At 67.8% G+C, this 12,080-nt stretch carries 16 protein-coding genes; 2 read left to right on the forward strand and 14 right to left on the reverse strand.

Annotated elements, in window-relative coordinates; all coding sequences use genetic code 11:
- Window positions 1-11: 11 nt before the first annotated feature.
- The 11 genes from ACGFNV_RS07365 to ACGFNV_RS07415 form a co-directional block, all read right to left on the reverse strand.
- Window positions 12-890, reverse strand: a complete 879-nt coding sequence (locus tag ACGFNV_RS07365) for a nuclease-related domain-containing protein (RefSeq protein WP_393620206.1) — start codon at window positions 888-890, stop codon at window positions 12-14.
- Window positions 891-998: 108 nt separating this feature from the next.
- Window positions 999-2,372: a tyrosine-type recombinase/integrase gene (locus ACGFNV_RS07370; RefSeq protein ID WP_393620208.1), complete on the reverse strand. Its 1,374-nt coding sequence runs from the start codon at window positions 2,370-2,372 to the stop codon at window positions 999-1,001.
- Window positions 2,369-2,563: an AlpA family transcriptional regulator gene (locus ACGFNV_RS07375; protein WP_030851903.1), complete on the reverse strand. Its 195-nt coding sequence runs from the start codon at window positions 2,561-2,563 to the stop codon at window positions 2,369-2,371. The genes ACGFNV_RS07370 and ACGFNV_RS07375 overlap by 4 nt, the downstream gene beginning before the upstream one ends.
- On the reverse strand, window positions 2,539-3,858 hold the full coding sequence (locus ACGFNV_RS07380; protein ID WP_393620210.1) for a replication initiator: 1,320 nt from the start codon (window positions 3,856-3,858) through the stop codon (window positions 2,539-2,541). The genes ACGFNV_RS07375 and ACGFNV_RS07380 overlap by 25 nt, the downstream gene beginning before the upstream one ends.
- A 129-nt stretch (window positions 3,859-3,987) precedes the next feature.
- The gene (locus tag ACGFNV_RS07385) at window positions 3,988-4,245 is read right to left on the reverse strand and encodes a SpdD protein (protein ID WP_104783031.1); all 258 of its coding nucleotides are present in this window, start codon (window positions 4,243-4,245) and stop codon (window positions 3,988-3,990) included.
- 26 nt (window positions 4,246-4,271) lie between these two features.
- Entirely contained in the window at window positions 4,272-4,466 is a 195-nt protein-coding gene (locus ACGFNV_RS07390) for a hypothetical protein (RefSeq protein ID WP_185013164.1), read from the reverse strand.
- 9 nt (window positions 4,467-4,475) lie between these two features.
- Entirely contained in the window at window positions 4,476-4,667 is a 192-nt protein-coding gene (locus ACGFNV_RS07395) for a mobile element transfer protein (RefSeq protein ID WP_086606144.1), read from the reverse strand.
- Window positions 4,667-4,858: a hypothetical protein gene (locus ACGFNV_RS07400; protein WP_358483832.1), complete on the reverse strand. Its 192-nt coding sequence runs from the start codon at window positions 4,856-4,858 to the stop codon at window positions 4,667-4,669. The genes ACGFNV_RS07395 and ACGFNV_RS07400 overlap by 1 nt, the downstream gene beginning before the upstream one ends.
- An 18-nt stretch (window positions 4,859-4,876) precedes the next feature.
- On the reverse strand, window positions 4,877-5,533 hold the full coding sequence (locus tag ACGFNV_RS07405; RefSeq protein ID WP_393620213.1) for a DUF2637 domain-containing protein: 657 nt from the start codon (window positions 5,531-5,533) through the stop codon (window positions 4,877-4,879).
- Window positions 5,534-5,613: 80 nt separating this feature from the next.
- Complete coding sequence (locus tag ACGFNV_RS07410; protein WP_393620215.1) at window positions 5,614-6,987, reverse strand: FtsK/SpoIIIE domain-containing protein; 1,374 nt, start codon at window positions 6,985-6,987, stop codon at window positions 5,614-5,616.
- Between the two features lie 5 nt (window positions 6,988-6,992).
- Entirely contained in the window at window positions 6,993-7,343 is a 351-nt protein-coding gene (locus ACGFNV_RS07415; RefSeq protein WP_365674837.1) for a hypothetical protein, read from the reverse strand.
- Between the two features lie 295 nt (window positions 7,344-7,638).
- Between ACGFNV_RS07415 and ACGFNV_RS07420 the strand changes: the two genes are divergently transcribed.
- A complete protein-coding gene (locus tag ACGFNV_RS07420) occupies window positions 7,639-7,920 on the forward strand; it encodes a hypothetical protein (protein WP_393620217.1) in 282 nt (93 codons plus the stop codon).
- A gap of 39 nt (window positions 7,921-7,959) precedes the next feature.
- Here ACGFNV_RS07420 and ACGFNV_RS07425 read toward each other — a convergent pair whose 3' ends face one another.
- From ACGFNV_RS07425 to ACGFNV_RS07435, 3 genes are all read right to left on the reverse strand, one after another.
- The gene (locus ACGFNV_RS07425) at window positions 7,960-8,691 is read right to left on the reverse strand and encodes a GntR family transcriptional regulator (protein ID WP_393620219.1); all 732 of its coding nucleotides are present in this window, start codon (window positions 8,689-8,691) and stop codon (window positions 7,960-7,962) included.
- A 95-nt stretch (window positions 8,692-8,786) separates the two neighbouring features.
- Window positions 8,787-9,224: an ATP-binding protein gene (locus ACGFNV_RS07430; protein ID WP_365674831.1), complete on the reverse strand. Its 438-nt coding sequence runs from the start codon at window positions 9,222-9,224 to the stop codon at window positions 8,787-8,789.
- A 276-nt stretch (window positions 9,225-9,500) separates the two neighbouring features.
- Window positions 9,501-10,241: a GntR family transcriptional regulator gene (locus tag ACGFNV_RS07435; RefSeq protein ID WP_365674829.1), complete on the reverse strand. Its 741-nt coding sequence runs from the start codon at window positions 10,239-10,241 to the stop codon at window positions 9,501-9,503.
- Window positions 10,242-10,323: 82 nt separating this feature from the next.
- Here ACGFNV_RS07435 and ACGFNV_RS07440 point away from each other — a divergent pair, with 82 nt between their 5' ends.
- On the forward strand, window positions 10,324-11,418 hold the full coding sequence (locus tag ACGFNV_RS07440; RefSeq protein WP_393620220.1) for a DUF1152 domain-containing protein: 1,095 nt from the start codon (window positions 10,324-10,326) through the stop codon (window positions 11,416-11,418).
- Window positions 11,419-12,080 lie beyond the last annotated feature (662 nt).

Below are 12,080 nucleotides of genomic sequence, written 5' to 3' on the forward strand. Positions count from 1 at the left end.
CGCCCACGTGCTCAAACCTTTGGTGTCGCCGTCGGCGGGAACTGGCGCCAGGCCTGGCGATGACGAGCAACGCTGTACACGTGCTCGACCTGTTCGGCCGTCAGCACCCCGGAGAGCGGCGCCAGTGCCGCCACCTGACGCTCCTGGTACACGCGCACGCTGAGCTGTGTGGCAACCACCTTCAGATCGGTCACGCCGACGAAGACGAGCACGGGCTCCACTGGGACAGGAAAGCCGCAATAGTGCTCAAGCACTCGGGCTACCCGCTTAGCTTCCGCCCGGCTCTTGCGCGCGTAGGGGGCCGGCTTTCCGTGATTGACCTTCACGGAATCGTCGCCGACCCATACAGCCTTTTTGTGGTGGTGCTTGGTGTTGATGCTGAACACGCCTCCGGGCCCGACCAGCAAGTGATCGACGTCCACCTTGTCGGCCAGGGGGATGGAATGCAGGACCCGCCAGCCGTGACTCACCAAACGGTTCAGCTCGGCTCCCACTCTCCTCTCCCCCGCGAGTCCCTTCTGCCAGGAGTCCCACTCTGTGCGACGACGCAAGAGCTGTGAGACGAGCCGCTCAATCAGGCCTACGCCGGATTTATCGAGCAGGTCTCGGAGGGACTCACCAGGGCGGTTGGTGGACAGGTCGTCGGCCGACGTCAAAGGCGGCAGCATCGGGCGCGCCTCAGCCTCAGGTGCCCTCTGTGGCATGACCGACTCGGAGTCGTTCCGTAAGTGGCGTGTCAGCACGGCAACCACGTCGTCGCGGTACTCGGCGACCAGGACCGTAATGTGCCCCGTCCTGACATCCGCCCAGCCGACCGCGGTGCCATCCGGCAGATTCGCGTACAGGCGATCATGTCCGTACCGCTTCCAGCGCGTGACCTTCAGCTCCACGAGCCCCCCCCTCGTCCGCTCTCGGCTCGAAGCATCGCAGCGGGTAGGGCTCAAAACGAGAGAGGCTCCGGACAAGATGCCCGGAGCCTCAATGAGGTACAGGGTGCCTCACTCGTATTCGCGCAGGAGGTCCTCGATACGCCGGTTGGCGACGTCCTGCCGTCCGTCGAGGCACTTCGCGTAGCGGGTCAGCAGGACCTCGACACTGTTGCCGGCGCGCTCGGCCACCTCGGTTGGGTCGACACCGGCGTTGAGCCACGTCGACAGCGCCGAATGCCGGAGGTCGTACGGTCGACTCGCGAGCGGCGAGGCCGCAATGGCCGGCGGAAGCGCGAGGAGCCGAGCTTCCTGCCACACGCGGTAGTAGGTCGAGGACGGGACGACCGAGCCCTTCTCACTGAAGAAGAGCCGTCCGTCGTCCGCCGTGCCGAAGGTGGCCAGGTGCTCGCGGAGCACGGCGACGAGGTGAGGCGGGATCGGCACCCGCCTCACGTCCTCGGTCGGCCGGTTCTTCAGCCCGCGGTCGTCATGGGTCTCCCCCGAGTCGGTCCACTGCTTGCCGACGGACGGCCGGGTCCGGTGGAGCAGCGCCGAGCCCCAGCCCTGCTCGGGAAGCTTCAGGTCCGTCTCGACGAGTCCGACCGCTTCCGCCGGCCGCAGGCCACCGAAGTACATGGCAGCGAACAGACCCACGAGGCGACGACCACGAGCACGCCGGTACCCGCCCACGTAGGAAACCGCCGCCAGGAGGTTCCGTGCCTGCTCCGGATTGGCGACAACCCGCGGGTCGACCTGGTTGGACACTTTCGGCTTCTGCCAGCGGACAGCCGTGATGGGGTTCTCACGCAGCTCCCCCAGGTCGACGGCGTAGTTCGCGGCGTTGACGAGTGTCCGACGCTTGCGCCGCACGGTCTCCGCCGCTGCCGCCGTGCCGTCGAGCTTGAGCTTGAGCGAGTCGAGGACCGTGCGAGCCGTGGCCGCTTCAGCGAGATCGGAGAGCGGCCGGGATGCCTTGGACACCCAGTGGAGAACGTTCCGCACGTCGTCCGGGACTTCCCGGTCATCGGGCCCTGGCAGCACGAAGGCCCAGTTGCGCAATGCTCTGCGGAGATCCTCGTCGGACGGTCGTCCGGCGCGCTCGTCGAGGAGTCCCAGGGTCACACTGGTGAGGGCTTCGTTGATGCCGTCCCGTGTGTTAGGGGCGGCATGAGGCCATTTCATGGCGAGGTATCGGAGAGCGAAGGCGTACCACGACACGGCCGACTTCTTCTCTTCCATCGAGGCCGGAAGTCCCGACTCCGTGTCGAACTCCTCGCCCTCGCGCATCGCACGCATGAGCTTCGTGCGGTAGTGGTCGGCGAGCGCCTTGGTGCGGAAGGACTCCGAGAACACATCGCCTGCGACGGACCAGCGGACACCGTACGAGGGCGTTTTGGTGTCCCGCTTACGGACTCCCCAGACCTTCACATCGAGAGACTTCACGCCGCCTCCTCCAGCTGTCGCAGCCATGTGTTGAAGTCGCTCCGCCGAACCCGCAGCTCCCCGTTGGGCAGCTTGAATGCGGCTGGCCCGTACCCCAGTTCTCGCCAGCGGTAAAACGTCCGACGGGAGACACCGCCCAGCTCATCCAGGACTTGGCGGACGGTCATCAGCTCGTCGCGACGGGCGTCCATGTCGGTTCTCCTTCCGTTCCGGGGGCGGGTTCGAGGGAAGCGGCCAGCCATTGCTCACCGGTGCTGAGGCCGGTTCCGGCGAAGACCCAGTGGGCGAGGACGAGCGTGGTTTCGCCGTCCTGGGGAGCGGCCATGGCGGCTTGGGCGCGGCGCCATTCGGCGCGGGCGTCGCGGAGGGCGCCGAGAGTGGTGGAGTAGCGGCGGGACTTGGTGGAGAAGTGGCCACGGAAGCCGAGCATGTGGGCCCAGGCGCGCAGGCGGAGGTGTTCGAGGTCATTGCGTGCGCCGAGGGTCCAGGCCGTCCGGATCATGTGCCGCGCGTGGTCGGTGATCCGTGCCTGTGCCAGTTCAGCGAGGAAGCGGATCGGCCGGTCCAGGGTGCCGGTCGCTGTCTCGGCGCCTTTGGTGGCGTACTTAGCGATGTACGCGGCGACGGCCCGTTCGGTCAGCTCTTGGCCGCCGCCGAAGTCGGCGGAGCGGATGGTGCGTACGTCGAGTTGACGGCCGAAGGTGAAGGTGTGGACTCGGCCGTCGACATCGGGTCCGTTGACGCGGGTGGCGGTGGCGGCGGCATGGATGGCGTCGGCCAGCAGCTCGGCGGAGGCCCAGGCGGGAGGGGCCGTGTCGCCGCCCTCCGGGCCGTCCAGGCGGATGACCGCGTGGAAGTGGACGGCGCCCCGCTTCTGGTACTCGGCGACCTTGGCGAAGGACACGCGTGCGTGATGCCGAAACGCGCGTTGGGTGAGTCCGGCGCGCTTGGCGATCTCACGGCGCAGGTAGATCGAGAAGCGCCGCCAGAGGGCTCCGGCGTGGGCGTTCCAGAGCACGGCCGCTTCGTAGTCGTATGCGTCCGGATCGAGGGGCGTACCGAGGGCCGGGGCTGTCTCGTCGTGCCGGGCACCGCAGCGGCAGGGCCGGCCGCTGGAGGGACGGTTGTGGACCGGGCCGAAGCTCGGTGCGGTGAGGGTGGCGAAGACGCGCGGGTGCGTGCCGACCTGTTCGGCGGTGCCCTTGCCGCCGCGGAGTCCGGCGGTGATCAGGTGGAAGGTGTCTCGGCGGTAGACCTCCGCGCAGGCCGCGCAGCGGGTGGCGCGACGGTTGTTGCAGCGGACGAGGAGACATCCGGCGGGCAGGGAGGACGAATCGAGGTGGTGGAGGACGCGCCCGATCTCTCCGGTCGTCTGGTCAACCGCGTACTCGGTGCGGTGGCCATCGAGGCGCACAGGATTCGTGCAGCCGCCCAGGCCGGAAAGTTGGCGGGCCAGCTCGGGCATGGTGCCGAGGGAGGCCAGCATGGAGAGTTCCGCCAGCGGGGGCGGAGTCTGCCGGGTGATGATGGGTCTTCCTTTCGGCTGTTTCGCGGTTGGGAGGTACGGCCCCGGGGCGGCGGGATGCTTGGCGGCGTTTGCCGCCCCGGCGGCCGGTCAGCGCCTGTTGGCGCCAGTGACGAGGGAGCGCAGGACCACGGCGGCGATGGCCACGGACACGGCCGAAACGGCGACCGCCGCCAGGAGCGCGGTGAGGACAACACCGACGACCACCACCGCGGCAACCGCACCGGCGCCGACCCCCACGAACGGGGCGACCGAGCGGCCGGCGGAAGGAGCCGGGGCGTGATCCTGCGGGATGTGGGTGGTGATGCTCGGAACGTGTGGGGTGTCGGGCAGCTTGGGGCGGAACATCGCGGGACTCCTTGTCGGTCGGGGTGTTATTCGTGGGTGCCGTTGACGACGTCGACTCCGGAGCGGGTGCCGGACTCGATGGCCGGGGCGAGGATGGTGTGCGAGAGCCAGAAGCCGAACAGCGCGATCACGACGGCGACCCAGAGGCGGACGCCGAGGAACTTGATCGCGGCCCAGGCGATGACGCCCAGGACGAAGACGAGCGGCAGCGAGACGGTCACGGGCACTCCTCAGCGGACGCGGCAGCGGTGGGTGCGCGCGGCCAGCTCGGCGGCGGCGCGGCTGTCGTAGTCGGTGGCGAAGCCGCAGCGGGGAGCCGTGCAGGCGGCGGTGTGCTTCTCGCGGCCCCGGCCGTCGTAGTAGGTGCCGACCTGGACGGGGCCGATGCGGACGACGCGGCGGAAACGGCGGTTGGCTGACATCAGGGCATCTCCTTGTTGGTCTCGCCGGTGAAGTCGGTGACGTGGTCGGCCAGCCAGCGCAAGATCTCGTCGCCCTCGTAGCTGTCGGCGGCGAGGATCACCGGTTCGGCGATCAGCACGGCTTCGGTCAGGCGGTTCTGTCGGGTCAGCTCGGCGGCGCGCTTCAGCGCGCGGAGCGTGGACGGGCGCAAGGGGGAGATTCCTCCGGGTCAGGTGAGTTGGGTGGTGATGGCTTCGGCGAGCGGCATCGGGACACCGAGCCGGGCGCGAAGGGTCGAGGTGTCGATGTCAGTTCCGGTCCGGGCGCGGTGCTCGTCGGCGACCTTGCGGGCGAGGGTGACGAGCGCGGGTGGTACCGGGGACGGAGGCGGTGGAGCCGACTGCGGTGCGGAGGCCGGTAGTTCGGGCGCAGCCGTGGGCGGCTCGATGTCTGTGGCGGTCGGCTCCGGCGCCTGTGCCGTCGAAGGTGGTTCCGGTGCCGCCGCCAGGTCCGTGCTGGGATTCGTTGCTCCGTGAGCGAGCAGCGTGCCGCCCAGGAAGGCGACTGCGGGCCAGCCAGCGACGAGGATGCGGAGCCAAGCCGGTACGTTCTCCAAGTCGAGCAGTCCGGCGGTGGCGACATTGGCGCCGAGGGACGCCGTCAGTGCGACGAGGAACCAGCACCACCCGGCCGTTTTCGCCTCACCGGAGCGCAGACGCCGCCAGGCCGCCACCAACAGCAGGTCGACGGAGACCGGATAGGCCCACGCCTTCCAACCGTCCTGTCCGGCGGCCAGCGCCAGGTCATGCAGGTGAGCGAAGGACAGCGCGGCGGCGATCAGGGCTTGAACGAGTACGGCGTCCACACGGACGGGCAGGGCGCGCACGGCCACTCCTTCCGGTTCCAGGCATGGGTGGGGTAGGGACTTGGCGCGGGACGGCCGCGCCGACCGTGGGAGCGAGTCGGTTACTCGGTGATCGGCTGAGGAGTGGCCAGGGGGCCGGACTCCTTTACCGGCACGGGCGGGACGTGGGGCCGGAACGGCGCGAGCGCCGGAACGTCCGGGGCGAGGTGTGCCGTCTCGCGGCAGATGGCCGCAGCGTCGGCGAGCGACAGGTAAGGGGTGCGGATGCGGGACCAGCCGCCGGACGTGTCGCCGATGACGGCGAGGCCGGGCAACTCGGCCGCGATGGCACAGGAGGCCAGGACAGCCTCAGGGGCGATGTCACCGAGCGCCATCTTCGCGGACGCCTCGTCGTTCACCCGGTGGCAGACACGGCCGGTGAGCTGAGCCCGGAGCATGGTCGCTCCCTTGCCCAGCTCGGCTCCGAAGCGCTGCCCGCAGACCTCCAGGTAGATGCCGGCCGCGCGGCCGAGCTGGGCGAGCCGGATGAGCTGGGTGACCATCTCGTCCCGTCGCTCCTCCTCCTTCCTCGTGGCGACGAGGAAGAGCTCTGCCACTTCGTCGACGAACAGCACGATGGGAGCCGGGCGTTCGTCCTCCGGCAGGCCCCAGACGTCCGAGGTGATCAGCTCATCCGGGGTGCCGGGCGCGATGCCCTGCCGCGCTTTGATCAGGTCGTATCGGTCCTCCATTTCCTTGACGAGCACGGGCAGCAGTTCGGCCGCCTGTTCCGGGTCGGTCGCCAGCGCCGAGAGCCGGGGAGCGAACGGCGCCAGCTCCACCCCGCGCTTGCAGTCGATCCCGACCAGGACCACCGGCTGAGCGGCCAGCCCGGCCAGCAGGTTCCGCAGGAACATGGACTTGCCGGACAGCGTGGCGCCGAGCACGAGTTCGTGGGGCACAGCCCGGTAGTCCCGTACGAAGGCGGTTGCGTCCTCCCGCAGAGCCACCGGCACGCGGAGCGGACCGACGTCGGTCCGGCGAGGCATCCGCACCTTCCGCAGGACGTCGAAGCCGACGAGCCGCAGTTCCACGACACCGGGCTTGACGTCCCGCACGTACACGGCGTGAACGCCCCAGGCATGGCGAAGGCGTTCCGCCGAAGCGGCAACGTCGGCGGGTTCCTGGCCCGGCGCGAGCCGAAGCCGGACACGCAGGCCGGTGGTGGTGGGACGGATGATGCCTCGGCGAGGCGGGAGGGGCCGTATATCCCTGCGGCTGGTCGCCTTGATGGCCAGTACCCGCAACCGGGACGGCTCGACGGTCAGGCCGCAAGCGTCCATGGTCGAGGAGTACGAGGCCAGCAGCCGGGCCACCGAGACCGGCAGCCCGACCGAGGACCAGTACGCGGCCGGGTTGGCGTGCCGGACGTAGGCCGCGCCGCCAATCGCAGCGAGCGGCGCGCCCAGCTCGGCCAACGTGATCAGGTCCGTCACGACGATCAGCCCGCCTGAGCGACCGGGAACGCGCCCGGCGCGATGGCGGTGGCGCGGTAGGCGATGCCGTGCCGCTGCTGGCCGTTGAACACGCTTTCCCATGGCCGGGCGATTAGCCCCGGCAACGACACCGGGGCACCGACGGTCAGGCCCTCCGTCACGCCGCTTTCGGGAACGGTGACCTGGATGAGAGACGAGTCCCCCTCGTCGATGAAGACGACGCCGACGGTCATCAGCGCCTCGCCGCTCACGGCGTCCTTGGCAATCTCACCGGTCTGGCGGTCACGCACCTTCGGTGCGGGCCCTTCGGTCAGCAGGATCGTCGCGGACGAGGCGTCAACGCGGATCACACGCACAGAGCATTCTCCTTCTGAGATGGATCAACCTGCCGCCTGACAAGTTGACTTAGCAAGTTCGAAGTTAGGGATGCCAAGTTGACTTGTCAAGCTGCTTGGGTAGCCGCCAACGAGCGCCACCGACACCGCAAGCGCACCATGAAGCCAACAGCGCAGAGGAGGGCGCGACATGGGCAGACAACACCGCGCTCAAGAGCCGCAGTCATGGGGTCCACGCAACCGCCAAGGCTCCACACCACAACCGGACGCCTGGCCGGCGCCGCCGCAAGAGCCGCCAAGCAGCCCCTACCAGGGCGTGACGACACCCCAGCCGAAGAAGCGACGCCGCGTCTTCCTGTGGCTCTTCCTGGCCGTCCAGATCGCGTTCCTGATCTGGGTGATCACAGGCGCCGCGAGCGGGAGCGGCACACCCGAAGACTGCCGAGGACTGACAGGCGACGACCTGAAGCTGTGCGAGGACGCGGGCGACGTCGGAACCACAATCGGCGTGGGACTCATCATCGGCCTATGGGCGGCGGTCGACGTCATCCTTGGCTTTACATACGTGGTCTATCGACTCGCCACCCGACGCACCTGAGACAGGACGTCACAGCCCAGCAGTGGGCAGCCCGCTGGTTCAGCTGAGCCGGTAAGTGTCCTCGAGCTCCTGCCGATCGGCGGGAAGCAGCAGTTCAGAGACTTGCAAGGCTTGACCGGAAGCGTCGCACGCGACGACCAGGACGCTGAGGACGGGCACACCGTCCGGGAGCTCCAGAAGCTCGGCCTCACCCGGCTCAGGCAGCCGAGCCGAGACACGTTCCTTCACATGGTCGAAGCGAACCTTCTGACGCGTCTCAAGGTGAGCGCGAGTGCCGCCGCTCAAGACAGCAGCACTCTCCAACTCGGTGCCCTCGACCAGCCCCGCGGGGAAGTACGACGAGACCAGCTCAACGGGTTCGCCGTCCTCCTCGACAAGGAACCGGCGCATGAGGACCTTGGCGCGCTTCGGCAAGCCGAGCACGGAGGCGACGCGCGCCGGCACAGGGACATGAGCGACCTCGACCAGCCGCCCCGGGGTCTGCGACTCATCACGCGCGAGTGCTTCACTCCCCCGGCGGCTCTTGTCGTCTTCGACGACGGCAGGTCTCCCGCGCACGATAGTGCCGTATCCCTGCCGGGACTCCAGCCAGCCGTCACGCTTCAGCAGTTCCAGCGCCCGGACGACGGTAGGACGGGACATTCCGAACGCCTGCACCAGTTGGTTCTCACTGGGCACGCGGGTGCCGGGCGGGTACGTGCCGTCCTCGATGCGCTGCTGGATGGTCTGGGCGAGGCGTACGTACTTCGGTGCCTCCACTTCATACGCCATGAACGCCGCCGCCTGTCGAGATTGGCCAAGTCAACTGGTCAACCAGACTAGCGACGATTCCGCCCACGCAGTACCAACAGAAGGTATTCCCCTCGTCACGACGGCCAGGCATCGGCGACCACAAAGGAGACCACCGTTCCACCGAAGCAACTGGGCCCGGAGTACCACGACTCTGCGATCGAGTCGACGAGCAGCAGCCCGCGGCCGTGCGCGTCGTTGGCGTCCGGGCACCTCAGCCGGACGTTCGCCGGGAAGCCGGGGTTATGCACCTCGACCCGCAGCGAGGTCTTCTCGCGGAACCACTCCACCCGCACTACCCACGGGTCATCAGCCTGCCCATAGGTGATGGCGTTGGTAACCAGTTCCGAGATCATCAGCGCGCAGTCCTCGACCGAGCAGGCCGGTTCATAGGGGGCGATGAACTTCCGGAACCAGCGTCGCGCCCGGGGTACGGACTCCGGGGTTGGATGCAAGGTCATTGCTCCGAGTCGCGGTGAGTCCTCAGAGGGGTAGCGGTCGATCGTGTAAGCCATCCGCGCTCACTCCTTGCCGCTGCCGTCACAGTCGAGGCAGCGCCGCTTCGATGTGGCACGCGTGCGGTCGGCGGCAGCGGCGAGCGCCAGGGACGTACGCGAACTGACCCTCTTCCAGCCACGTCCCCGACAACCTCGGCAAGGTAAGTGCGCTCCCTGGTCCGGCCACCGACTCGTCACTCCGTGCCTCCTTCCGATCAAGTGGCCTTAGCCACTTACTGGATAGTGGCATTAGCCACTTGCGGCGCGCAAGCTGTTCCCCGAAGTGATGAAACATCAGGTGAGTGGATACCCCTGCTCGAACGCCCAGCGCTGCGGCGGATAGGTGGCTTCAGCGAACTCCAAAGGCCGGTCCTGGAGGTCAAAGACGACGTGATGCACGATCAGGACAGCCGATCCCGGCTCAAGCTGGAGGTCCGCTGCCTCCTCGTCCGTCGCCTGCCGGGCACACATGCGGTCTTCGGCATAACTCCCCTGCCGCCCCGTCATGTTCTCGACGTACATCAGGGTCCCCTCTTGGATCCGCTCCGGCTCCAGCAGCTTGGGCGCCCGCTGGCCGACGTCCGGCGCGAACCACGAAGTGGACAGCGTGATGGGCCCGTCTTGATTGTTGGTGACCCGCCGGCGGTGCACGGCCCGACGATCCTTCACCAGGCCCAACGCCTCGGCAACGTGATCCGGTGCGTCCAGCCACCCCGCGGACGTGATCACCGCGTACTCGCCGGGCGTGTAGATCTTCCCGGTCTGCCTGGCTCGTCCGTACAACTCGCGCGCCCGCCGGTTCACTTCAAGGCTCCGCACGTACGTGCCGGACCCCTGCCGCTTCTCGACGAGCCCTTGATGACTCAGCGCCTCCAACGACCGCGCCGCGGTCGGCCGGGACACCTTCCAGTCCGTCGCCAACTGTCGCTCCGAGGGCACCTCATCCCCCGGCCGCAGGTCACCCCGAAGGATCTGATCGCGGATGAAGTGCGCGATCTGTAGATACTTCGGCTGCGCCTCCTCAATCTGAGGCATGTCTCCTCCTCGTCCAAGTGGCTATAGCCTCTAGCCACTATAGGGTGAGTGGTCAAGGGCCCGACCCCGTAGTCTTGGGCTCATGACGCGGTTGATCGTCGCAGCAGGAGGAGGGGGCGACGCAGTCGCCGCCGCAATGCTTGACGCCGCCCTCTATGGCGGCGACGACCAGGCGGTGATCCTCACGTACGCGTGGGATCGCTTGCTGATCGACCCACTGCCGGGCCCTCGAGGAGCCGACAACTTCACCGGCCTCGAACCGCTCACACCAGCCGTCTGGAAGGTGCCGGCGGAAGCCCGCCCGATCGCACCAGCAGGTTCCACGCTCCCACGACTCGCCGCAGAGCTCCCCCACACCTTCGCGCTGATCGACGCGAGGCACGGCGCGGAGGGCGTCACACGCCAAATCGAAGATCTGGTGACCCACTTGAAGCCGACGTCTATCGATCTCTTGGACGTGGGCGGCGACGTGTTGGCCCGAGGCGACGAACCGACACTGAAGAGCCCACTGGCCGACTCCGTGACACTGGCAGCCTGCTGCCAGGTAAACGCACCCATCCGCCTGTTGGTCGCAGGCCCCGGCCTGGACGGCGAGCTGCCACACGAGGACTTGCGAAGCATGCTCGGCCCACTCGTCCACACCTTCACGGCGAAGGACGTGGAGCCAGTCAGCCCGGTACTGGAGTGGCACCCTTCAGAGGCAACAGGCATGCTCGCGGCAACAGCCCGAGGCGTACGCGGCACATGCGAGGTCCGAGATGCCGGACTTCCCATCCCCCTCACCGACGAGAGCCCGACGGTCCACGAGGTCGACCTGGACGAGGCAGTGAGTCGCAACGAGTTGGCCCGCGCCATCATGTCGACAACCACCCTGGACCAGGTGGAGGCACTGAGCCGCGAGGTCTGCGGCTTCTCCGAAGTCGACTACGAGCGCAACAAGGCCCTCTGGCTCAAGGAGCAACGGCCGGCGAGGCTCGACGCCGAGTCGGCACTTCCCCAGCTCGCCCAGTTCGAGGCGGATGCCCGAAGCCGCGGAATCACTCACACGACGTTCCGCCACCTCACGGAGGTCCTGAACCTCAACGGCTCACAGCGTGATGACCTGCGCCGACTGCTCATCAACAGCCAACCGGAGCGGTACACAGCCCCACTGTGGCACATCCCAGCCACCACCTGAGTAACGACCTTCTTTACGGGTTCAAGGCGGCTCGCTCCGCTCCCCGCGCGCGGCACGGGCGCCGGCCGGGCCTGCGCTCCTGCCTACGTCCCGCTCCAGCCCGGCCGACGCCCGTGCCGCGTGCACAGCAATCAGCCGCCTGACGCCAGAGAAGGGGTACGTCGTGGCTGGGGCGGTCGGCTCCACGGCTTTAGGCAGCCACTATGGCGCGAGCCTCGAAGATCATGGCCCCAACGTCGTGCTTTACCGGGCAGGTCCAGCCCAAAGCCGCTCCGCCGACCTAATTCGGTGTGCCGCGAGCTGCATCCGACGGCACGGATATTTTCACGCATGGCACACAGCGCGCAGGCAGAGTCGTGAACAGCAGTTCCGCAGCCCACCCGTTTTTACCGAAGCCAGCCTGAGGTCGCCGGATACGGTGAACGGAACTTTCTGGCGATAGGTAACGATGACCCAGTCTAGGCCTTCCCCAGAAACTGTGAGATGAACTGACCGCTGTTTCCCACTAGCCACGAACGGAGCAACGAGCAACCCACCGTCACGTTACGAAAACAACCGGCGGTAGAGCTAGAACGTGCCCAGAGCCAGGTTGCATGCACAAGGGCACGCAGCCCCCAATCCACTCGACTGCGCACGCAGAATGGATGATCGAGATGCAACGC

This window comes from Streptomyces sp. NPDC048751 (genome assembly GCF_043198595.1).
Taxonomy (GTDB): Bacteria; Actinomycetota; Actinomycetes; order Streptomycetales; family Streptomycetaceae; genus Streptomyces.

Excerpts from the sequence above, each read along its gene's own strand:
- ACGFNV_RS07395 (WP_086606144.1), bottom strand. The coding sequence starts at position 4,667 with ATGTCAGCCAACCGCCGTTTCCGCCGCGTCGTCCGCATCGGCCCCGTC.
- ACGFNV_RS07435 (WP_365674829.1), bottom strand. The coding sequence starts at position 10,241 with ATGCCTCAGATTGAGGAGGCGCAGCCGAAGTATCTACAGATCGCGCAC.
- ACGFNV_RS07385 (WP_104783031.1), bottom strand. The coding sequence starts at position 4,245 with ATGTTCCGCCCCAAGCTGCCCGACACCCCACACGTTCCGAGCATCACC.
- ACGFNV_RS07380 (WP_393620210.1), bottom strand. The coding sequence starts at position 3,858 with ATGCTGGCCTCCCTCGGCACCATGCCCGAGCTGGCCCGCCAACTTTCC.
- ACGFNV_RS07425 (WP_393620219.1), bottom strand. The coding sequence starts at position 8,691 with ATGGCGTATGAAGTGGAGGCACCGAAGTACGTACGCCTCGCCCAGACC.
- ACGFNV_RS07430 (WP_365674831.1), bottom strand. The coding sequence starts at position 9,224 with ATGGCTTACACGATCGACCGCTACCCCTCTGAGGACTCACCGCGACTC.
- ACGFNV_RS07440 (WP_393620220.1), top strand. The coding sequence starts at position 10,324 with ATGACGCGGTTGATCGTCGCAGCAGGAGGAGGGGGCGACGCAGTCGCC.
- ACGFNV_RS07375 (WP_030851903.1), bottom strand. The coding sequence starts at position 2,563 with ATGGACGCCCGTCGCGACGAGCTGATGACCGTCCGCCAAGTCCTGGAT.